The 23,246-nt window shown below is 42.8% G+C and carries 21 protein-coding genes and 1 pseudogene; 6 read left to right on the forward strand and 16 right to left on the reverse strand.

The window, feature by feature from the left end; all coding sequences use genetic code 11:
* A pseudogene (locus tag I3254_RS00060) lies at positions 1-110 on the forward strand (IS5/IS1182 family transposase); the annotation flags it as partial.
* Between the two features lie 9 nt (positions 111-119).
* Here I3254_RS00060 and I3254_RS00065 read toward each other — a convergent pair.
* The 8 genes from I3254_RS00065 to I3254_RS00100 form a co-directional block, all read right to left on the reverse strand.
* Entirely contained in the window at positions 120-431 is a 312-nt protein-coding gene (locus I3254_RS00065) for an NGG1p interacting factor NIF3 (RefSeq protein WP_238050365.1), read from the reverse strand.
* A gap of 37 nt (positions 432-468) precedes the next feature.
* A complete protein-coding gene (locus I3254_RS00070) occupies positions 469-1,101 on the reverse strand; it encodes a DNA-3-methyladenine glycosylase (protein WP_238050367.1) in 633 nt (210 codons plus the stop codon).
* A gap of 401 nt (positions 1,102-1,502) precedes the next feature.
* Positions 1,503-2,225: a hypothetical protein gene (locus I3254_RS00075; RefSeq protein WP_238050369.1), complete on the reverse strand. Its 723-nt coding sequence runs from the start codon at positions 2,223-2,225 to the stop codon at positions 1,503-1,505.
* A gap of 192 nt (positions 2,226-2,417) precedes the next feature.
* Positions 2,418-3,131, reverse strand: a complete 714-nt coding sequence (gene purC / locus I3254_RS00080; RefSeq protein ID WP_238050372.1) for a phosphoribosylaminoimidazolesuccinocarboxamide synthase — start codon at positions 3,129-3,131, stop codon at positions 2,418-2,420.
* Positions 3,132-3,259: 128 nt separating this feature from the next.
* Positions 3,260-3,610 (reverse strand): hypothetical protein, encoded by a 351-nt coding sequence (locus I3254_RS00085; protein ID WP_201549022.1) that lies wholly within the window; start codon positions 3,608-3,610, stop codon positions 3,260-3,262.
* Between the two features lie 135 nt (positions 3,611-3,745).
* Positions 3,746-4,651, reverse strand: coding sequence for a 4-hydroxy-tetrahydrodipicolinate synthase (gene dapA / locus I3254_RS00090; protein ID WP_238050374.1), 906 nt, complete (start codon positions 4,649-4,651; stop codon positions 3,746-3,748).
* Between the two features lie 450 nt (positions 4,652-5,101).
* Positions 5,102-6,310, reverse strand: a complete 1,209-nt coding sequence (locus I3254_RS00095; RefSeq protein WP_238050376.1) for a hypothetical protein — start codon at positions 6,308-6,310, stop codon at positions 5,102-5,104.
* 277 nt (positions 6,311-6,587) lie between these two features.
* Positions 6,588-8,042 (reverse strand): Do family serine endopeptidase, encoded by a 1,455-nt coding sequence (locus I3254_RS00100; protein WP_238050392.1) that lies wholly within the window; start codon positions 8,040-8,042, stop codon positions 6,588-6,590.
* Positions 8,043-8,911: 869 nt separating this feature from the next.
* Here I3254_RS00100 and I3254_RS00105 point away from each other — a divergent pair.
* On the forward strand, positions 8,912-11,185 hold the full coding sequence (locus I3254_RS00105; protein WP_238050378.1) for a sodium:proton antiporter: 2,274 nt from the start codon (positions 8,912-8,914) through the stop codon (positions 11,183-11,185).
* 164 nt (positions 11,186-11,349) lie between these two features.
* On the opposite strand, the gene tmk is transcribed toward I3254_RS00105, so the two are convergent.
* Complete coding sequence (tmk, locus tag I3254_RS00110; RefSeq protein ID WP_238050380.1) at positions 11,350-12,081, reverse strand: dTMP kinase; 732 nt, start codon at positions 12,079-12,081, stop codon at positions 11,350-11,352.
* A gap of 88 nt (positions 12,082-12,169) precedes the next feature.
* On the reverse strand, positions 12,170-13,459 hold the full coding sequence (gene mltG, locus I3254_RS00115; RefSeq protein WP_238050382.1) for an endolytic transglycosylase MltG: 1,290 nt from the start codon (positions 13,457-13,459) through the stop codon (positions 12,170-12,172).
* A 170-nt stretch (positions 13,460-13,629) separates the two neighbouring features.
* Between mltG and I3254_RS00120 the strand changes: the two genes are divergently transcribed.
* Positions 13,630-14,394, forward strand: coding sequence for a DpnI domain-containing protein (locus tag I3254_RS00120; RefSeq protein WP_238050383.1), 765 nt, complete (start codon positions 13,630-13,632; stop codon positions 14,392-14,394).
* Here the strand turns inward: I3254_RS00120 and I3254_RS00125 are convergent.
* The gene (locus I3254_RS00125) at positions 14,391-14,885 is read right to left on the reverse strand and encodes a hypothetical protein (RefSeq protein ID WP_238050384.1); all 495 of its coding nucleotides are present in this window, start codon (positions 14,883-14,885) and stop codon (positions 14,391-14,393) included. The genes I3254_RS00120 and I3254_RS00125 overlap by 4 nt on opposite strands.
* A gap of 328 nt (positions 14,886-15,213) precedes the next feature.
* Complete coding sequence (locus tag I3254_RS00130; RefSeq protein WP_201606892.1) at positions 15,214-15,780, reverse strand: hypothetical protein; 567 nt, start codon at positions 15,778-15,780, stop codon at positions 15,214-15,216.
* Between the two features lie 143 nt (positions 15,781-15,923).
* Here I3254_RS00130 and I3254_RS00135 point away from each other — a divergent pair, with 143 nt between their 5' ends.
* Positions 15,924-16,121 (forward strand): DpnD/PcfM family protein, encoded by a 198-nt coding sequence (locus I3254_RS00135; protein ID WP_227526663.1) that lies wholly within the window; start codon positions 15,924-15,926, stop codon positions 16,119-16,121.
* Between the two features lie 3 nt (positions 16,122-16,124).
* Here the strand turns inward: I3254_RS00135 and I3254_RS00140 are convergent, their stop codons facing one another.
* Both I3254_RS00140 and I3254_RS00145 read right to left on the reverse strand, forming a co-directional pair.
* Entirely contained in the window at positions 16,125-17,153 is a 1,029-nt protein-coding gene (locus I3254_RS00140; protein WP_238050385.1) for an aminotransferase class IV, read from the reverse strand.
* 3 nt (positions 17,154-17,156) lie between these two features.
* Positions 17,157-17,819, reverse strand: a complete 663-nt coding sequence (locus tag I3254_RS00145; RefSeq protein WP_238050386.1) for a hypothetical protein — start codon at positions 17,817-17,819, stop codon at positions 17,157-17,159.
* A gap of 490 nt (positions 17,820-18,309) precedes the next feature.
* On the opposite strand from I3254_RS00145, the gene aroE reads away from it, so the two are divergent.
* Positions 18,310-19,173, forward strand: a complete 864-nt coding sequence (gene aroE / locus I3254_RS00150) for a shikimate dehydrogenase (RefSeq protein ID WP_238050387.1) — start codon at positions 18,310-18,312, stop codon at positions 19,171-19,173.
* A gap of 30 nt (positions 19,174-19,203) precedes the next feature.
* On the opposite strand, the gene I3254_RS00155 is transcribed toward aroE, so the two are convergent.
* The gene (locus I3254_RS00155) at positions 19,204-20,325 is read right to left on the reverse strand and encodes an FUSC family protein (protein ID WP_238050388.1); all 1,122 of its coding nucleotides are present in this window, start codon (positions 20,323-20,325) and stop codon (positions 19,204-19,206) included.
* A 381-nt stretch (positions 20,326-20,706) separates the two neighbouring features.
* Here I3254_RS00155 and I3254_RS00160 point away from each other — a divergent pair, with 381 nt between their 5' ends.
* The gene (locus I3254_RS00160; protein WP_238050389.1) at positions 20,707-22,527 is read left to right on the forward strand and encodes an acyl-CoA dehydrogenase C-terminal domain-containing protein; all 1,821 of its coding nucleotides are present in this window, start codon (positions 20,707-20,709) and stop codon (positions 22,525-22,527) included.
* 113 nt (positions 22,528-22,640) lie between these two features.
* On the opposite strand, the gene I3254_RS00165 is transcribed toward I3254_RS00160, so the two are convergent.
* Positions 22,641-23,015, reverse strand: a complete 375-nt coding sequence (locus I3254_RS00165) for a 5-carboxymethyl-2-hydroxymuconate Delta-isomerase (protein WP_238050390.1) — start codon at positions 23,013-23,015, stop codon at positions 22,641-22,643.
* Between the last annotated feature and the right edge of the window lie 231 nt (positions 23,016-23,246).

Consider the following 23,246-nt stretch of genomic DNA (forward strand, 5'->3'; position numbering starts at 1 on the left):
CAAGGCTTAAGCACTTTCGTAGTATCGCTACTAGATATGAGAAGTTGGCTCGTAATTTTAAGTCGATGCTTTACCTAACGTGCACTATCATTCATTGCAAGATGAATTGAGGACACGCCCTAGAAATCCAAAACTTTTATCACATCATAAGCTGGTGTTTCATACGGGTGCGCCTCTTTTAACGCGGCAATGGTAGCATCGATAAATGCTTCATCTACCACCATTTCCACTCGCCATTCATCGACCATTTCTAAACTATCCTGTGTACCAATGTGCGGCGTACTACCTGATAATGGCATAAACTGACCGACTCCTTGTACCTGCCAACAGCATTGCTCATAGTTTCCAATCTTCCCAGCGCCAACAGTAAACAGAGCAGATTTCACTTGGTCTAACGCTGCATCAGGAATAAAAACGGTCAACTTATACATAGGCTTACCTCATAGAATGGTTTTGAGTCTCAATTTGCTAGTTCTTAGATAAGGAAGGATGATCAGTCCATATATAACGTAGCAGCCAGTCTTTGGCATCACCTGCATAATCAATACCAATACGTGGGCGTAGTGATACAGGTGGCTGGCAGCCATCATCTTCTATCCAAACTTCTGATGTCGGCGAAACAGGTTTGCCATATAAATCGCGATCAATTTGCAAGCGTTTGGTCAATTTGCCAGGGCCTGCGAACTGCTTAGGATGAGTAAATTGCTTATCTGGACTGAGTTGTTGCTCTTCGATCAGACGGTCACTATCATCGGTCAAAAACCCAGCGCGGATCAATACCGATTCAGGTGACTCTATAGAGCCGCTAATCAAATTTAGCATATGATGCACACCGTATGTCAGATAGACATAGAACACTCCGCCTTGCTCATACATAATCTCTGTGCGCGCCGTTCGAGTACCTGCATGTGAATGGCAAGCGGGGTCATCTTGACCAATATAGGCTTCGGTCTCAGAGATACGCATACGTAGCGTTTTTTGCTGTCCATCACTATCGGTTAGCTGTCGACATAAGACTTTACCAATCAGGTCAGCAGCGACCACACAGGTCGGACGAGTGAACCAGTCAGGATCCAAAACGGTTGATGAGGCAGTAGACATTAGCGAAACCTTTTCTTATTTTTCTGGTCTAATTGATATGAATAAGTACTAACAAATTAGCATAAAAGTAAGACAAGGTATCGAGGACAGTGTTGACGCTATGTTTGATTTTTTATACGAGTTAAATGATAAGCCTATGGCTGAAAGGGTGATACTGGTTGATAAATGGATAGGAATTATAGTCTGTTATGAGGGGTTCTATTATAGCGGACTGTTTTAAGTGGTCTGTTCATAAATTTGAAGGGTGAGATAACTGGTTCTGTTGGGGTATACCTCAAAGGTACTATTTGATGATAAAAAACTTATTTTTAGAATGAGTGTGTTATAAGCGGTTCACCAATAACAGTGTATTTTGATTGTTAATATCATTGGATATCATTGGATATCAATGTATAAACTAATTATTTGACGACGCAACGAATCAAAGCTAGCGCTTGTTGCTTGATCCCTGAGGCTAATAAGGCGCTGACCAACTCGTCTGAGAAAAATAAAGATTTACGTAATACAGGGTCATGCCATAAATCTACCTCACACTCTTGTGCGCTAGTATTCAGCTGGATGTCATCATCGGTTGGTTCCCATATTGAATGCGTGGGTAATTTTGGAGCATAAGAATTTTCTTCGATCCCTTTACTTTCTTTAACATTGAGATAGTCACGCGTCTCTGCGATATTGATAAAATAATAAGGCGTTTGCGATTTTAGTTCCTCTGTCTCAATGTCATAGATATAGATTTGGCTAAAATGCGTAGCGCCTAGCGTGAACTGACTAATAATGTCATAGCACTGTTGATTGAATAATAAATACCCCCCAATAATATTAAACATTAGTTCATCATCTTTAGGTAGTTTCTCATTTGGCTTGATAAATACCTTGCTAGGCATATGGTGAGTATTAATATGTTCACCTTTAGACCACCTTTTGCAAAAGACCAGATCCATCTCGTTGATGTTATAGTATTTCTGCTCTTCACCTTTCTCTATTACATTAGATTTTTTCTTCTTCTCTAATTTGTAAAATTGCACAGCATCAAAAACCTCTGGCAACGTCGCTTTGATACCATAGGTCTCTGTCACATCAAAGTTGTTATAGTTGCATAACCATACTGCTTTAGTATTAGACATAACTGCTTCTCTATTGTGCATAGTAAGTACACTATGAAGTACACCGCGCCTATCTTATTGAGTTAAAACTTTGATACCCTTAGCCCACAGCCAAAGATTCGAGTACTCACTAGGGTACCATCATAAATATAATGCCATAAAAAAACTGAGCACATGGCTCAGTTTTTTTATTTTATACTACCTATCGAATGCTTATTTTAATGGCACACCGATACGGTCAGCCACTTCTTCATAAGCTTCGATCACATCGCCTAATGATTGACGGAAACGGTCTTTATCAAGTTTCTTCTTGGTATTCTTATCCCAGATACGGCAGCCATCCGGTGAGAACTCATCACCTAACACGATACGGTCATGGAATACGCCAAACTCTAGTTTAAAATCAACTAGAATCAAATCACCCGCATCAAACAATGCCTTTAATACATCGTTGACTTGATAGGTTAGCTCTTCCATCTTAGCCAGTTGTTCTTTGGTCGCCCAGCCAAGAGATACAGAAAGTGATTCGTTAACCATCGGATCACCTAGCGCATCATCTTTATAAAACAGCTCATACGTTGGAGGCTTCAATGCCTGACCTTCTTCTAAACCTAAACGACGTACCAAACTACCAGCTGCAAAGTTACGAACCACGCACTCTACAGGAATCATGTCCAAGCGTTTAACCAACACTTCGTCATCAGACAATTGCTTCTCGAAATGTGTTTCGATACCAGCATCAGACAATTTTTGCATGATAAAAGCATTAAAGCGGTTATTAACCACACCTTTGCGTGCTAATTGTTCGATACGCTTACCATCAAGCGCTGAGGTATCATCACGGAAGTGCAAAATCAGAAGATCATTGTCCTCTGTTTCATAGACAGATTTGGCTTTACCTTTATACAGCAGTTGTTGCTTTTGCATTATGGGGGTTCCTGTTCGTTCAAGCTTATGTGGTAAAAACGCGCAGCTACCGCTGACTGATGTAAGATACATGGTTTGCGGCTATGATAAAAAACGCAAAAGTCAGCGATATAGATAAGGGAATAAGTTTAGTTCGAAGTGTTGCTAACAGCACGCTGAGGTTTTGGCAGCTGATACTGATTGCCTGACTCATTTTGTAGTTGGAGCGTGTTTGCTCCAGCATTAGGTGTTGAATATAAAGGTACAAAAGGTGCCGTTTCTTGGGCAGCAGGTAGCTCTATCGGTGCAAGCTTTTTGCTTTGTTGATAATCTAAGCTACCGTTATCACGTTTACCAAGCAAGTTTTTAGTCGCTTGACAGCCGCTTAATACCAAAGTGCTACCCAAAACCAAGGTCAGCATTGCTGGAAGTAGTTTTGTCGTCTTTGATGATACTGTTTTTGATGATAATGTCATCATGTTGTCTCTCTGAGTTAGCAGTTATTGCTCATGTAGGCGATTGACTTATCATTATAAGTTGACTTGCTACTAGCTCGAATATCAATCATCGAACTAGCAACAAATCTAAAATCGCCGAATATCAATTGGCTAAATATCAATTGGCTAAATATCAATTTATCGTATGTTTGCTCGAACCAATGCTTCATCGATAGTCGCATGATGCTGCTCGGCGAGCCAAACCAATGGCAGACGGATACCTTTATCGATAATGCCCATTTTATGCAAGGCGTACTTCGCTGGGATAGGGCTTGATTCGATAAATAGGTCACGGTGCAAATGTTTGACCACGTCATGGATTTTACCAGCCGCTTCAAAGTCACCACGTAAACCTGCAGAAAAAGTCTCACTCATGGCTTTTGGCGCCACGTTAGCAGTGACTGAGATATTACCTTTGCCACCTACTTTCATTAGATCAAGCGCAGTGCCATCATCACCAGATAACACAACCATTCTGTCACCAACGACTTTGATCAATTGCTCACCGCGACCGACAGATCCTGTCGCATCTTTGATAGCAACGATATTATCGATGTCACACAAACGCTCAACCGTTTCTTGGGCGATATCAACCACTGTACGTCCAGGCACGTTGTACAGCATTTGCGGTATATTTACGGCTTTGGCAATGGCTTGATAATGCTGGAATAAGCCTTCCTGTGGCGGCTTATTGTAGTAAGGAGCAACGAGCAGCGCGCAATCTGCACCTGCATCGGCAGCCTCCTGAGTCAGCTTGATGGCTTCCATCGTGTTGTTGGCACCAGTACCCGCGATGACCGGCACACGACCTTTAACATGCTGAACGAAATAGCGAATAACATCGCTATGCTCTTGCATAGATAAGGTCGCTGATTCGCCAGTAGTACCAACAGCCACAAGGCAGTGTGTGCCCTGCTCGATCTGCCAATCTATGAGATCTGCGAGACGTTTATAATCGACCTTACCGTCAGGGTGCATGGGCGTTACCAAAGCTACCATTGAGCCTTGTAGTCGGGTTTTGATCTCGTCGTATGCTGTGCTCATAACCGTGCCTTACTGTATTATCCTAGCTTTTATTAAAGCTGTCACATGATAGGTCGTTTGCAAGTGGCCATTGCTTTGTGTGCGTTGATAAACGCTGATGGCGTAACTTACTTGATGTTAATGCTGCGTCTCTACTTACTATAATAGCGTTTGTATCATAGATTATTATATCTACGATATCAGTATCGTGATGGCAATTTACCAAGAGTAATAGGCGTACCTACTAGCCGACAGAAATATAATAATAAGAGTGCTCGTTAGTGTAGCATATTTTGATTTGACCGCTATCAATCAATTGGCAGTCAGCACATAATTTTAGTACCAAAAAATGGGTATTATTTTTCGCTTAAATTTATAGAACCTGGCCTAAAACCTTGTAGATGAATACTTACATCATTAAAGGAGCAGTTTAGCGTAATCAACGTGCGCTGATAAGTCTCTTATGTAATATTAACGAATCGTCAACACATCGATAGTAGGTCGATAGAATCGAAAAGGCAACCCTCTCGTACCGATGCCGCTACTAACAAATATCTGTGCACTTGCATGTTGGTATAGGCCGCGCTGCTTACCCATGCGACTGTTATATAGCAATGCTGACTGCTCACTACTGCGTCGAATATCGTTCTTTTTTTGAGCAAGCAGGATATTTTTTTGAATAGCCTTTGCAGCACCGGTTATCAACAAAGGGCGTGGCTGTAAAGACTTTGGCAGATCACTGATACTATCAAATCGTGATGCCAAGATAATCACTGGACTGGTGGCATTGGCAATCTCCGATCCAAGCATTGCTTTATCAGTCGCCTCTGACGTTTCAATATCTGTAGATTGCTTGGACACATCTTGCCAGCCGCAAAGCACCGCTACTAATGAATTTGTATTCGAGTTTTCTTGCTCAACACTGTCTTGATTATTAGTTCGATAAGTCGACTGATTGACGACTAACTGCTCATTTGTCGCTCTTGCACATTTGAGTGGCAGTGACGTACATTGCTGATCGATATAGTTAATATCGAGTACATCAAAAGTACTAGCCAATGTATCTTCTAATAATGGCTGACCTTGCTTGGTCGTATTCATAGACTGATAACGCAAGTCCGAGGTACTCATGACTGTATAAACAGGTTTATTTACCCCCTTGAACAGCATTAACTGACCCACTAAATCTGCACTTGGGTAGTATAGCCAGTCCCCAGTAATCAGTACGGCATCTGCTGACAAAGCATTGATAGTAGAGACCAGCTTGCGAATATGACGCGGCTTACCACCGTATATCCCTATACGCAAATCTGCCAATACGGCGACCTTGAGCGGTGTAGACAAATCTAAGTCAATAGAATGATGCTCTAATCGTAAGCGGTTGGGTTGTACAATGACAGTATAAAAGTACAAGCCCATCATCAATATTGCCATCAGTACGGCAGGTAGTGATAGCTGCGCTAACATCGGCATCAGGTCCTGTGACCAAACCATGATAAGCAATACTGCCCAAATAGGCATCGTATAAGCGGCATAATATAATGCAAGCTTCACCCAAATGCGCATAAAGCGCTTGGTAGGATTGGCATTAAACGTTTGTAGCCCTGACCACAGTGCAATGTACGCTAGCAATGCTGCTGACGTCGTCGTAATAAGCGTATGTAGAGCGGGGTCAGTCATAATTACCTAGCGGTTGCATAATGGTACGAGCCTACTAAGCGACTCGGCCCACCTTAGAGCGTATTGATTGATCAATAGCTCATTTAACGAATGGATTGCTGTTGAGGTCTTACTCTTAGCTGTTTGATAAAAAACCAAACATTATAGAGGTCGACCTCCATGATAGACAAGCACAATTATTGACGTGCGCGCTGCCTTTATACCCTGAACCATAATCTGAGTTACATTATGAGTCACATTAACAGTGACATTCACAGCCACGATTTAATCATGACACCTACTCAATACGTAGACCAATAATAGCAGGAATGCCTTGGCGTATAACTTCTATAGTGACCACTCCTTTTTTAGGAAGAGATGAGATAGCACCTGAAAAATCTGCCACTGTTTCGATCGGCTTTTGATGAAAGTTAGTGATGACATCACCTGCCAGAATACCTGAGCGCGCGGCCAGTCCAGTAGGATCCACTGTGGTAACCAATATGCCCGTTTTATTATCGACAGCGATTTCTGCTTGTTCATCCGCCGTCAAATCGCGTAAACGCAAGCCCAATTGTACATCATCATTTTGCTCATCACCGCTCTGTGCTCTTACATCATTGGGCGCATAAGCGAGCTTACCGTTAATCACCATCTGCTTACCGTTACGCTGAATCCGTGCACGGAAGGGGTCGCTTGGACGCGCTCGGTTGAGCAAGTTTAGCAAATCAGATGCCTCCATGATTTGTACGTCATTGTATTGCAAAATGATGTCACCAGGTTTTAGGCCTGATTTTTGTGCTGGTGAATCTGGTGATACACGAGTCAGTAAAGCACCTTGAGGACGCTCTAAATTATAAGCCTCGGCCAGATTGCGATCGATATCTTGTGGATAGATTCCTAGATAAGCACGCGCCACTTCACCGTCATTTTTTAACTGCTCATAAATATCCATGGCAGCGTCAATAGGGATAGAGAATGACAGACCCATATAACCGCCAGTACCACTAAAAATGCGCGAATTGATTCCAATCACTTCACCGCGCTGATTAAATAGTGGCCCGCCAGAGTTACCTGGGTTTAGCGCCACATCCGTTTGAATAAATGGCACACTGGTCTCGCGCGAAAAGCTACGTGATTTAGCACTGACAATACCAGCAGAGGCTGAGTAGTCAAAACCAAATGGCGAACCGATTGCTAACACTGGTTCCCCTACCTTTAAACCACTGGAGTCGCCGATAGGCAGGGCTGGAAATTGACTGCCCTCAACTTTTAGCACGGCCACATCTGAGCGCTCGTCACTACCGACTAAGGTTGCATCAAGCTCGGTTCTGTCATTGAGCGTTACAGTGATTTTGTCCGCACCTGCGATGACATGATGATTGGTCAGCATATATCCATTGGAGGTAATAAAAAAGGCCGTACCATAAGCATGTTCAATCGCTGGCGTCGCGACTCGATCTGGAATACGCAGACGATCACCAAAGAACTGACGCAACACTTCAGCAGTCTGAGCCTTAGCGAGCTCGGCCTCACTAATCGTTTTGGTGACATTAACGCGAGCCACTGCTGGTGTGACCTGTTGCACCAAACCAGAGAAATCAGCCGTAGTGACTGCAGCCTGAGCACTGTTTATCGTCGTGACATTGATACTAGCAAACATCGCGGTACTAACAGCGAATGCCAATGCACTACGTTGTAACCAGCGCTGCATATTGGCAGTGGTCTGTCCTTTGAACATATTGATAGGCATTTTGTGTCCTCCATATGAGTAATCGCTGTTATTAACAGCCACGTTATGATTGTCAGCGATAGCGACTACACCAAGCGGCATGCCCCTATTCGTTACTATTTGGTGAAATTATGTTCTTTTATCTTGTCTATTTATGTGGCGCAGCACTTTTATTCGAACTTATTGTCATAGCTCTTTAGCCGTTACTTTACGCTTATTTTTATCACTACTCACTACTTGAATACTTATAGAGCGCTTGTCTTTAGAAGGTGGTTAATAGTGTAGAACATGATTAATAGTGTCTTATAAAAATAAATACTTTCAACGTTCAGTATATGACATTTCATGGCGCTAACACTATTATCCTGTGCGCGACGTGCATGCCCAACGCAGCTACTGTATGATAAATAAAACCTTGAAGTATTATGCTGAAGCCTTTTGCATAGTGCAGGATAACCCAAGGCAGCGTTATTTCATACGGACTTCGTATACTTTTATGGCCGTAAGATAGGTTTTTAGCAGTTACAGCTTACATCAGCTTGAAATAAAATCATGGTATGATGTCAAACCAAATATTTTACTAAACAAACAAAAGTTAGCTTGTATATGAGGCTGTTTATTGCAGGCTTATGAACTGGCTATCATCACTCTTGTTTTCCATCTTTTGCATTTCTAGCGTATTGTGATTTATCTAGAAGCGCTTTTGTCTTTGCTACTTTATAGTAGTTATATCATATCTAGCTTATGTTGTGATTCATGAGGGCTATCAGTGCGATGGTCTAGCTACAACAAAAACGGATAACAACTTATTGTTAAATAAACGGTAGCGACTATCTTATAACAGCTATCGATAGATATAAAATATGACAAGATTATAAAAGGATTAATTTATGGATACCGCCCTTTTGCTATCCGGCGTGGTTGGGATTGGCATTGCCGCCCAATGGTTGGCTTGGTATTTAAAGCAACCATCCATTTTATTTTTATTACTGATTGGTATTATCGTCGGCCCAGTGCTGGGTGTATTTGACCCAGATCTGGTATTAGGCGAGCTGATGTTTCCTTTCATCTCTTTGGGCGTAGCAATTATCCTATTTGAAGGATCGCTAACGCTAGAGTTCGATGAGATTAAGCAACATGGTACCGTGGTACAGATGCTAGTATCGGTCGGTGTACTGATTACCATTGCTATCGTGGCACTATCGACTTATTTACTATTCGATGTCGATCCATTGATTGCTTTACTCTTCGGTGCGCTAGTCTGTGTGACTGGTCCGACGGTTATTATGCCGCTGCTGCGCAGTGTACGCCCTAACAAAACCATTTCCAACATCCTAAAATGGGAAGGTATTATCATTGACCCAATCGGCGCTATCGCTGTGGTATTGGTCTATGAGTACATTATCTCAGGCGGCGAAGCCAGTAGTATTCTACTGTTTGCTAAGATTGTCGTATTGGCGACTGCAATGGGTATGGCAGGCGCTTGGCTACTTGCCTTCCTCATGCGCCGTCATATGATTCCTGAGTTCTTACGTAATGTCTTTACCTTAGCATTTGTACTGGTGTTATTTTCGATATCAAATCATCTAGAGCATGAATCAGGTTTATTGACTGTCACAGTATTGGGCGTAGCATTGGCAAACTGGCCAAAATTCCCACGTGAGACGATTTTAGAGTTCAATGAATCGTTGACCATTTTGCTGATTTCAGTGCTGTTCATTATTCTGGCGGCGCGTGTAGAGCTAGCAAGTTTGCTCAGCGTTGGTTTTGCAGGGCTAGTGCTGCTCGCTATCGTGATGTTTGTCGCACGTCCATTATCAGTCTGGGCATCAGCTATCGGCTCTAACCTTAAGACCAATGAAAAGCTGATGATTAGCTGGATTGGCCCACGTGGTATCGTTGCCGCTGCCATCTCATCCCTGTTTGCGATTCGTTTGCAAGAGTATGATATTCAAGGCGTAGAGCTACTTGTACCTCTGGTATTTATGGTCATTATCGGTACGGTCATGATTCAGGGTCTAGGTGCAAAAGTAGTCGGTAATTTACTTGGCGTACGTGAGCCTGAGACCAATGGTATCCTTATCGTTGGCTCAAACCCAATTGCACTATTGATTGCTACCTCTCTAAAAGATCAAGGTTTTGACGTCATCGTTGCGCACAATAACTACACCAATATTGCACGCGCACGCATGAGCGGTCTGCGTACTTACTTTGGTAATCCCATCTCTGATCACGCAGATCATCATCTGGATCTGATCGGTATTGGTCGCTTGTTTGCAATGAGTATGGACAAAGAAATGAACACGTTGTCCGAGATTCACTATCGTCATGAATTTGGTGAGCGCAAGCTATACCGTCTTAAATTCAGTGACGAAAAAGTCAAAAGCGAGCGTGATGACAAGCAATCGAACTTTCATTCACAGTGGTTGTTTGGCAAAGATGTGACCTATACCAAGCTTGCCAGTATGCTGTCCAAAAAAGCTCGAATTAAGATTACCAACATTACGGATAGCTATAGCTTTGAGCAGTATAAAGCGGATAATAAGCAGTTCGTACCGCTATATACGGTAGACAAAGAAGGCAAACTGCACGTTATCACAGATAAGTTTGACGGTACTGTCCCTCGTGACCGTAAGCTCATATCGCTAGTGGTAGACGATGAAGTACAGCCGAAGCCAGTCGATGTAACGCCTAAGCAAGAGCAGGCTCGTATGGCAGCTGATGCTAACTTTGAATCTAACTCAAAAGCCCCTGAAAAGCGTAAAGAGCAGGAGCCTAACCCTGACGACAGTCAAACAGCAGCGCCAGAGCCTTCGGTAGATAGTGACAAAAGCGATGAGCAAAACACTGCTAATCAGTCATCAACTAACCAAAGCAGTAGCATTGAAACTAAGTCACCTTCTAGCACTACCGTAGAGAAAAGTGAGCCAGTAGAAGAGCCAAAAACGTCTGCTACTAATGTGGATAATAAAGGCGTCATGTCTGCAAATTCGACAGCGACTTCGAAGACCAAAACCTCTACGAACAGTAATGGCAATGGTAGTGCGCCTAAAAACAAAAAAGGGGCGCTTGACCCAAACCGTCTACCTGACTCTGCTCAAGATAGCGACGCCTCTATCGCTACTACTGATGGTGTAAAAATAGATAAAATAGATGACAAATAACGTGCATAGTTATCTGCTTTATTGATTCAATAATAAAGAATTTATCTTAATAAAAAGCCCCAGCAATATGCTGGGGCTTTTTGTTGGTGCTAACTAACTGTCTAACTAACTAACCAACTATCGATACATCTAACTGCCGTATAAACCTACTTGGCAAAATTTAATTATTTGATATCGAATCTGTCCATAACAGTCTGCCATATACGCGCACTCACCTCATCCGTACTGCCCGATGCATCAATACGCTGTATGCGCTCAGGATACTCACTTGCAAGCTGACTAAAACCAGTATGCACCCAAGTAAAAAACTCGGTAGCCTGCTGCTCAAAACGATCTGCAGCACTGCGCTTATTGGCACGTTTCATACCCTCTGCTACTGGCAAATCCAACCACAACGTTAGCTCAGGAAGCTGCGTCACAAATTGTTTGATAAGCATATCGATTTTGCCACGTACCAACTCGTCGCCATACGCACGCCCAAACCCCTGATACGCAATAGTAGAATCGGTAAACCTGTCACATATTACCCAAGTACCATTTTGGAGCGCTGGTAAAATGACTTGCTGCATGTGATCACAGCGCGCTGCAAATAATAGCAACAGCTCAGTATCGTCTTCGATATCAGTCGCTGGGTCCAATAATATGTCACGCAATTGCTCAGCAAATGGGCTACCACCCGGCTCACGAGTACGCAGATATGGAATGCCATTAGCTTCTAAGCGCAAGCACAACTGTTCAATCGCGGTGGTTTTCCCCACGCCTTCGGTCCCTTCAAAACTAATAAAGCGACCTAAAGTAGTTGCCGTCTCCGTATTTGAAGCACTTGATTCAGGTGGATTCGATGGTGGTGTGTTGGTATGTGACGGTGTTGCGGTGGTGTGCATAGATACTGACATGATATGACCTTATGTCATTGATGAGCACTACCTCTACTTTGTAGCGCTCAATAAACGATAAGTTTTTTAAGAGGATTAAGAAGGAGTATTACTGCGGCGGCGTTTGAGATTTTTTCTCACGCATGACACTGAGGTAGTCTTTTACCGCTTGATTGTGCTCAGCCAAGCTATTGGTAAATTTGTGCCCGCCATTGCCCGTTGCCACAAAATACAACGCCTCACTATCAGCAGGATGTAAGGTCGCTTCGATAGAGGCCGCTGATGGTAGCGCAATTGGCGTTGGCGGTAAACCATCAATTTGATAGGTGTTATAAGACGTTTTTTCATTGATGTCTTTGCGGCGGATATTGCCATCATAACGACTACCCATACCATAGATAATGGTCGGGTCCGTCTGCATACGCATGTTTTTATTCAAGCGATTTCTAAATACGGCAGAAACTAAAGGACGTTCATCAGCAACGCTGGTCTCTTTTTCGATAATAGACGCCATGACTAGCGCTTCATAAGGACTCTTGTAAGGCAGATTCGGCGCACGATTTTCCCACGCATCAGTCAGTACCTGCTGCTGACGCTTATACAAGTCAGTCAATACTTTTTTATCGCTAGTTCCTTCACCGTAATAATAAGTATCAGGCGCGAACCAACCTTCAAGATTGTAGTTAACAATCGGGTCACTGCTATTAGTCACACTATCTGGCAATACACCCGTCAAATCCAATGCTTGGGCAATACTCGTATTGTCACTATCTGCGGTCAGTACTTCTTTTTCGATTTTGTCATTGTCACGCAGCGCTTGATAAAGGTCTTTAGATGTCTTGCCTTCGATAATCTGTACCTTGACCATAGCCGCTTTTGCGCCTTGACCTAGTATTTGTAGCGCCTCAGCGATAGTCGGGTTTTCGGGTAATTGATACGTACCAGCATGCAACGGCGCATCGACTTGCGATTTGATATATAGCTTGGCCACACCTGCCGAAAACAGCGGAATCTGCTGCTGCCACTGCGGTAGTAGACCATAATACGTCTGACCTGGCTCAATCGTGACCATTTGCTGCGGCTGCTCGATACGACCAAACAACGTCTGATAAACCATGACTAAGAAAAATGCAGCAATCAGCCCCAACACTAGCAGCACTTGATAGCCACGTTGCATAAAAAACGATGGGTTATTGACTTTATATTGACGCGGTTTACTGTTACCGCTGATGAGCGAGACGTTGGTTGCTGGCGTTGCTGATGTGTCTTCCACCTCATCTACCACTGGTTGCGCGTCCGGCAGCGTGGTATCGACACGCTCCTCGACTGTGCCATCTTGCTTGTTTGACGGCGACTCATTGGGACGTTCAGGTGGTATATTGGGTGTAGGCTTGCTCATGGCAACTCGCGAGGCAGATGTTTGCTAGAATTTAGCACTGAACCGTGCGATTTTCAATGGTATTTGCTTAGCTTATGAATTATCTTGCTCTTGATAGCCGTTTATATGGCTTAATACTTAGGCGTTTTTTTCAGTATTCTCAGCTTATCTGTTAATAATGAAAATATCTTATGAACCTACATTTCAACCAAAGTCTTGCTAAAAACTATCACTCTGAACCTCAAAAAGTTCGTGTACTCAGCGAAGCATGGGTAAAAGAAAATAGTTACTGCACCAATTGTAGCGCCCAATCGCTAGCTGAGTTTGCTAATAACAAACCTGTCGCTGATTTTTATTGCGAAAATTGTAATGAGCAATATGAGCTAAAAAGTAAAAAAGCCAAGTTAAGCAATGTTGTCAATGATGGTGCTTATCAGACGATGATTGAGCGTATCAATAGTAAGAATAATCCCAGCTTCTTCTTTTTGACCTACTCAAAAGAATACACCGTTAATAATTTTCTAATTATTCCCAAGCATTTCTTTACGCCCGATATTATTGTTAAGCGTAAACCCTTATCAGTGAATGCCAAACGAGCAGGTTGGATTGGTTGCAATATTGACTTACGCCACGTACCCGAATCGGGCAAAGTATTTTTGGTCAAAGACCAACAAGTTATACCGCGTGAAAATGTCACCCAACAGTTCCAAAAGACTTTGTTTTTACGCAAGCAATCTATGGCTTCACGCGGTTGGACACTCGATGTCTGGCAATGTATCGACCGTCTCGATGTCAGTTTTTCTCTCAATCAAGTTTATGCTTTTGCTGACGAGTTGCAGCTCAAACATCCTGAAAACAACCACGTAAAAGATAAAATCCGCCAACAATTACAAATATTACGAGATAAAGGCATCATTGAATTTGTAAGCCGTGGTCACTATCGAAAATTATACTAAGAACACTTATCATCCCATAATGGTAAACCTTTGGCAGCAACCAAACGACCGTAAAACTTATGAGGAGGGTAATCTAGCTCTAGCTCATCATTTACTTTGAAAAAGTGTTTCACATTGCCATCGAGACAGGTATAAGCTCGATTTTTTACCTGTTTATTCCAGCTCATTAGCAGCCCTAACGGAGTGCGAGAAGCTTTAGTAAAAGCTTGTCTTTCGGTTGTGATTGCACACATCACAGTATCTTCATGAAACTGTTTATCTAAACCTTGTTCAATGACTTCTTGACGGGTATGCGCATACTTAAACACACTCCCAAATGCTGTGTATTTTTTATCTTTCTTAGAATAAACAATACTAAATGCTATCTGTGAATAACAAGGTAAGTGAATTATTTCATCAGGGTCTCTTTTCGCTGCACCGCAAACTTTATTAAATATCATCAATCTACGAACTTGTAGTGGAATTCGTTGATCTTCATAGGTAGTTCGCATTTATTACCCCCTGTTAGATAGTATTGGATAGAATGCAATCATTGATCGATTAACATCAGTACGCAATACTCATTAACAAAAGACGATCAATTATGAAGAACGTTATTGGAGATATGCATCACTCAATAGACTTCTTGGGAAAGTACCAGTACATTAACTTCAATTGACGGAGCCACAAAGGCTAGTGATGATTTATGTAAGAAGGCTGATACGTCATATAAACACAGTATCAAGATCATAATATTACAGCCGCTAAAATTTATTAGCAGCTATAACTATAAGTAGTAACTTAATTATGAGTTTCGTATAACATAGTAATTATTTCGAATTATAACAGACGCCTTTCATTATAACGTTCAGGTCTAGGTTCGCCTTGATTGTCACGGTATACATCTGCAATTAACTCATCTCTATCATCCCATAGTGGCAGACGAGCTGTCGCAACTAGACGGTCATGAAACTTATGCGGTGGATAATCCGAATCGATTTCATCATTTATCCGAAAAAAAACTTCTTCACGATAGTCAACATAAGCATGCATTCTATTCTTTACATATTTATTCCAATACCACACTAATTGTATAGGTGTACTAGCTGGGCGAGTAAACTGCTTTAGATTAACAGTCAGCGCACACTTTACTGGCTCGTCGTTAGGAAAAATGCGAATACGTTGCTCAATAACTTCTTCAGGTGTTTGTGCATACTCAAACACACCACCAAAGGCTATAAATTTCTTGAAATCCTTTAGATACATAACTCCGAGTGATAACTGAGTAAATTTTGATAAATGAATAATTTCATCAGGTTCTTTCTTCGCTAATTTACAGATTTCATCAAAAACCATCAAACGACGGATTTGTAGCGGGATACTTTCATCTTCATAAACTTCGTACATTGGCTTATCTCCTTATTAGATAAGCAGCATTGATCGATTTGCTTTATGACACAAGTCTGCGTAACAAAAGACGATCACTTCTTTTGAGGACTTTTGCTAATCTACTTGCTATAAATGACTGAAGTGATATATGAGAATCGAGTGTGAATATAATAATAAAAGATAAAAAGGCAGCACAAACCTTTCAAGTTGAAATTGTCGAAACATTAAGCACTATCGTGGATGTTGTCGCAGAAGATGAGCAAAGTGCCCTTTTGAAAGCGCAAGAGATGTATAGAAATGAGCAAGTGGTTTTATATCCAGATGATTTTATTGATACCCAATTCAATATCTTTCAGTAACAGCTAGGCAGATTCAAAATCCACAACATCACCTGATAATAACGTCAGACTGCTCATTGGCATGATACCGCGCAGTGCATTGCAAAAGAAGAGGTGCGTTAATTTAGGTAAATCCTCATCTTGTAGCGACCTGATTATGACTGGATATTGCGTCGTAGATAGTGCATCTATAATTACCTGACGCATGACGCCAGCGACACCCGATTGAGCCATAGAAGGGGTGTACCACTGACCGGTGGTTAGGTAGTTTTCATCATCTTTATGAACGCTAGCGCTGGTTTTGGATGCTGATAGTGGTGCTTCTGCCAATTGATAGAATACATTACTCATCGTACCCTCAACCCACTGCCCGCTCATATCGCGTAGCAGTCCTTCACCAAGCGTTGAAGCAAGCTTTGATGCCAATGGCTCAGCTTTTATCTGCTGTAGCTCACCACTAGCGAGGACATTGTCTAAACGATTAAGACTCTTGATACCTGCCAACGATGGCGGTAAGCAAGCAATCTGAGAAGACAAACATATTGCCGAGGCATAAGGTTGGATAGGTACTAGGTTGCCATCAGGTAAAGACAACTGCAGCGCAGTAGAAACTCGCATTGCCGTAGCCTTTAGCCATATTTCACAGTCGCTACCATTTGCATTAGGTGTATAACCATAACCGCGTACATTCTGCGCAGCGCGAGTAACTATTAGCTTTAGCATACCCTGCTCTAACTGCTGGGCATACAGTTGCAGTACGGCTAATAGCTCTTCGCTATTTATGTTTAGCTGCAAGGCTTTAGCATGAGAGGCAAGCCTCTGATAATGGTAGTCTGACCACAGTATCAATCCATCAATGACACCCATGGTGGTAAAAAAACCGTCAGCGTATGCCAGCCCGCGATTATCTAAAGACATGGTTACCGTTTGGCTAGTCGACCTACCCTCTTCGGTCACACTGCTGTCTTTGGTCAAACTACTATCATCGGTCACACTGCTGACTTGTGGGTACAGACAAACCCAGCCGTTTGGCACTGACGTCATATCGGTCATGATTTAGCTATTGTCTGTTTGAGCAGCGGCTTTATTAATAACCAGCATGCAGCTATAAAACTCGCATTTTGCCAGCTCTATTTTTTGTCCACCGACGATTCTATTCTTGATGATTTGGCTATTGAGCATATCAGCAACCATTTTACCGCCATCATCACCCATCAATTGACGCGATAGTTGATAGGCTTTTTTGGCGTGGTTTTGGCTTAGCTCTTTTTCTTTGTCTGTGTCAGTAGGATTGGCATAATACCAGCCTAGCTCTAGATATTTTTCAGAGTCGATGATATCCAGATAAGGCGCGTCCGTTTTCATAAAGCGATATTTTGCCGCTGGATTACTGGCATAGTCTAGGCTGTTTTCGTCAGTGCTCATCACTTCGCCAAACACAGATTTTATACTATCTAACTCATCCACAGCGAGCGACTCAACCTTATCCGTACCCCATGCTGCGACATCATATCTCACTGGCGTGCCTTGCTGAGCAGTGGCACCATCTAGGTCAGGATTGTTTGCGCTGTCCTGTACTGGCTCATTCGTTGTTGCCTGCTCACTGGTCTCAGCATCTGGATTTGGAGCATCTTCTTTGGTGCTGTCACAGCCACTGAGCGTCACACTAACTGCCATTATCGTACCGACTAGAAGGGTCTGTAGGTTAGGATTCCACATGGATAATTTACTCACACTTTTAGATTGATCTCGAAGTAGTATTAACGAGCTGGCAGGAACGCCGCTGATAACGAATAGTTTTCAATAAAGAGCATATTTCACAAACATTATAATCTAGCAGTCATTACAGCATATTGATATAGGTTTCCATATTTTATAGTTTACCCAACTGCTCAGCACTTGACTACCTTTTACGTTACGCGGAGCACTCCCCGAGAGTACAGATTTGTTAAATATATAACGTACTAAAACGACCTTCTCTTTAGTAGAAAGTAGAAAATTGCTTGCGCGTGTTTTGAGTATGTTTGCCTCAATGTCACAATTTATTTTCAAAAGCGATAAGGCAGCCTCTGACTAACGCTGTCACTTTCTAATAATCGATTGGTGATAGCCTCTTGGTTTGTCAATCATAGCGTTATCCCTTATGATGATTGAGCGCCACTTATTACTTCTTTGATAGTATTTTTATTTTCTAGCCAGCGGACTATTTATGACCCAACACTTTATCGTTATTGGCAATCCAATCGCCCATAGTAAATCTCCCGAGATTCATGAGCAGTTTGCTATCCAAGCAGGGATTGATATTAGCTATCAGCGTCAGTACTGTCCTGATGATGCCGCCAGTTTTACAGCTGTCGTTGAGGCGTTTTTTTGTGGTGGTGGTTTGGGTGCCAATGTGACAGTTCCTTTTAAACAAGTGGCTTATGACTGCTGCGCGGCGCGTGGTGGTTTATCAGAACATGCCAAGACGGCAGGTGCGGTCAATACATTACTGTTGAACAAAGCACTATTAGAAAGCGGCGTGCCAATCACTGAAGCACTCTATGGTGATAACACGGATGGGCAAGGACTTATCAATCACATTATGAGTATGGACTGGCCGCTGACCGATGCTCGTATGGCGCTAATAGGTGCAGGCGGGGCCGCTCGTGGCGTGATATTGCCATTATTTGAAGCAGGTATCGGCTCTCTCACGATTGCTAATCGCACCGTGTCTAAGGCAGCTGATTTGGTAAATGAGCTCAGTGCGGCCAGTTCAGTGATTGATGACCAAAATATCGAAGTTTGCGCGACCAATGAACTTAGTGGCTCTTTTGACATTATTATTAATGCCACCTCTATCGGCTTGTCAGGTGATACGTTGCCGTTGGATGATGCTCTAAACTGTCAGTACGCTTACGACATGATGTATGGTCGTCCGCTACCATTTTTGCAACATTTTGCCGCTCGTGGCGCACAGATCTCTGAAGGCTACGGTATGCTCATCGGTCAAGCCGCTTTAAGCTTTGAGCGTTGGACTGGGCATACTATCGATGTCGCACAAGCGACAACAGCGTTAAATAAAGACCGTTAATCAAAGAGAAAGTATTGCAGAGCTATGCTACTAACTAAAACGTAGTAACAACCAATTTTCAAAACGGCGCAGCGGTACACGCAATCGCGTAGAGTGTATCGCCAGACCACCGCTCAATCCAATCACGCAGCCGAGCGCCGTATCAATCATACGCGCTTGGATAACGTCTCCAGCGACTGGTGGCACTGACATCGTACTACCATACTCGGCGATAAATATCGTCAGCGGCGTGATAAATATTACCGCCAGTCCATAATGCCGATCGACAAACGATTCAATCAAAAACATCATACATAATATCGCGATAGCGATGCCCCATCCTGATAGTCCCCAAGACAGCATCCAGCCCGCCACGCCCATGCCAGCCAACGTACCCAATAAACGGTGCAACTGTTTGATCCACATGGTTCGTAGCTGCATACCTTGGATGATAATAAAGCAGCTCATCGCTGCCCAGTAGGGATAAGGCAGCTCTAACAGAACAGCAACGACCAACGCCAAACTAACGAAACTTACCACGATCAGACTATCGCTAATCATATCAGGCTGATAGTCATAGACAGGTACAGAAGCAACTGGACGCGTCGCCAATAAGAACAAACTATAGAGTAGCGCTAGCAACATCGAGGAGCCACTACCCAATATCACAAGCCCTATCGCTGAGAGCACTTGATCAATCGGCACAGGGATAAATAGCGCAATCGCACCCGCCATCAACACAAACAATCCTGCTGGTGGTGGTTGCCGATAATAACGACCTAGCATCACTACGCTAATGCCAATCAGCATAAACACAGGTAATCGCAGCACTGGTAACAGCTGCGCGATCAGACCCAGTGCAAAGCTAAGTATCATCGCAAACCCCCAAGCCATGACCGTCACTAGCCGATGTGGTAGCCCGCCTACAAATGGTAGGTTTAGAATAATCATCGAGCCTAGCGATGCTTTGATACCTGAAGACAAGTCACCAAAATAAGCCCCTACAAACACCGGAAAGCTAATTGCAATCGCTGCGATGATTGGCATATGCCATGGTCGCTGACTGCGATTGACTGTGAGTAAATGATTCAGCTCACCATCGATTAACCCCTTAATACGAGTTAATAGTGTGCTCAACCAAGAGGTTCGCTGTTGCTTTTTTGAGGTGCTCATAAATGGCTTTCCTATTTGATAAGTCCATTTTTCTTTGAATTTAAATGAGTCTACATAACCCTTTATAGAATAATTTCAAGCGAAGATACAATTTACCTATACAAACTAAAATGAATTAATAACATAATTAATCATGAATAATAGTTATTAGTTGTATATTTGTCGCTGTTTAAGATTTATAATCATATCAACGCCATAACAGCTGTCCGTCACTAAAGACGTTCTAATAACTAATACACTGGAAAGCTGTCCACTAATAATTCACTTGATGACTAATATAACGTCTAGCTCATCTAAAATAAGTAAATATCGCTTACATAATTTGTGACTCAGATATTGCGCCATAAGTTTATGATAGCGAACTAACCAAAGAGAGCGATTATGTTAACTTACAAAGCCCCCTTACGTGATATCAAATTTTTGATTAATGATGTATTTGACTATCAGACGCATTATAAAAGCTTAGACAACGGCGAAAACGCTGATCCTGAAACTGTAGACATGATTCTACAAGGTATGGCTGATTTTGCTGAAAACGTCATTGCCCCGCTCTATCAATCAGGTGGTGAAGAAGGCTGTCATTTTAAAGATGGCGTCGTGACCACGCCAAAGGGCTTCAAAGAGGCTTATGACCAGTTCGTAGAAGGCGGCTGGCAAGGTATCTCATATCCTGAAGAATTCGGTGGTATGAATCTGCCAACGTCAATCAACCTTATTAAATCTGAGATGATCGGTACTGCTAACTGGTCATGGTCGATGTATCCTGGTCTATCAACAGGTTGTATCAACACGCTGCTTCAGTACGGTACTGACGAGCAAAAAGCACTGTATTTACCTAAACTGGTCGAAGGCTCATGGGCAGGTACCATGTGTCTGACTGAGCCACAGTGTGGTACGGATTTGGGTCAAGTTAAATCGAAAGCCATTCCACAAGATGACGGTACCTACAAAATCAGCGGTACCAAAATCTTTATCTCAAGCGGTGAGCATGACTTAACAGATAACATCGTCCATATTGTTTTAGCACGTCTACCAAATGCACCAGAAGGCACACGCGGTATCTCACTATTTATCGTACCAAAGTTCACCCCGAACGCTGAAGGTGAAGCTGGCGAGCGCAATGCCGTTGTTTGTGGTTCAATTGAGCACAAAATGGGCATCAGCGCATCTTCGACATGTGTATTGAACTTTGATGGCGCAGTCGGCTATCTAATCGGCGAACCGCACAAAGGCCTAAAAGCCATGTTCACATTCATGAACACGGCTCGTATCGGTACTGGTATCCAAGGTCTGGCGCATACTGAGTTATCTTTCCAAAATGCACTGCCATATGCCAAAGAGCGCCGTTCTATGCGTACGCTATCTGGTACTAAAGATCCTGAAAAAGTAGCTGATGCTATTATCCATCATGCTGACGTACGCCGTATGCTACTGACGCAAAAAGCCTTTGCTGAAGGTGGTCGCTCAATGATTTATCATTCAGCACGTTATGCCGACAAAATGGCACAAGGTATCGTTAATGGCGATGACGAAGAGTTCGAAAAATGGGATGACAAATTGGGCTTCTATACGCCAATTCTAAAAGGCTTCTTAACTGAGCTAGGTATCGAAGCTGCTAAGCATGGTCAGCAAGTCTATGGTGGTCACGGCTACATCAAAGAATGGGGCATGGAAATGATCGCTCGTGATGCTCGTATTGCGACGATGTACGAAGGCACCACTGGCGTACAAGCACTTGATCTACTAGGTCGTAAGGTTATCTTACAGTCTAAAGGTAAGATTATCCGTGACTACACGTCAAACATCATGAAATGGTGTGGCGAGTACGCACTCGATAAAGAAATGCGTAAATTCGTTTGGGCACTGACCAAACTATGTGCTGAGTGGAATACCTTGACGGTACGCTTGATGTTGATGGCACGTAAAGACCGTGAAATCATCTCAGCAGCGTCAGAGGACTTCCTAATGTACTCAGGCTATGTGATGATGGGTTATCATTGGGCGCGTATGGCAGCAGTGGCTTATGAAAAGCTAGAAAATGGCGGCACAGAAGCACCAGAGTTCTATAAAGCAAAAATTCAGACTGCTGAATTCTACTTTGATAAGTTGCTACCACGCACGTCTGGTCACGCAGAAGCGATGGTTGCACCAAGCGAAAGCATGACATCGATGGAAATCGATCACTTCTCGTTCCTAGATTAAGATTGTACTAGTAAGCCATAAAAAAGCGCCTATCATTTAGGCGCTTTTTTATGCTTAACTGAAAATCTACTTATACAGAATACACAGCAATGAGCTGTTTAAGACGAGTACTGTTAACTACCAAGCATTTTCTTATGATAGACCGCACTTATCTCTTCAACTTCTACACATATCTGCAATGCCGCACGTCCTGACTGCTCTGCGCCTATTTTTTCCTCGATAGTAGCAACCAACAGCTCAGCCAACTGATCACGAGTGGCCATATCGCGTCCGCTCATCAGCTTTAGGTGAGCATAAATAAATCCATTGGCCTGTTCATCGTCTTCAACACCTACTAGAAATGACTTAATAGGTACAATGCGGGCTTTGATATCAGTAGGTAGCTTAAACTGACCACTATCCCACAATGCTTTGTTTAACGATTTGAGCAATGATTCTTCGTGAGCGATACTGACGTTGGGTGTCACTTTAATGGTTAAATGTGGCATGAGCATGTCCTTAAATGTAGATAAAAATAATAGATAAACCGGCGTATAAGTCTACGCCTCATCGCTATGGTCAATCTACAACAATCTTGCGCCAAAATATTTTCAATACAAGCGAACCCAGTATATAGTCTAATCCAAATAAAACCGATACAACCCTATTAACAATTGCATTTAATGAAATAAACGATGACTTATTCAATAGACTATCGCAAACAGGTACTTTCTAGCATC

This window comes from Psychrobacter sp. Ps2 (assembly GCF_022129405.1).
Lineage (GTDB): Bacteria > Pseudomonadota > Gammaproteobacteria > Pseudomonadales > Moraxellaceae > Psychrobacter.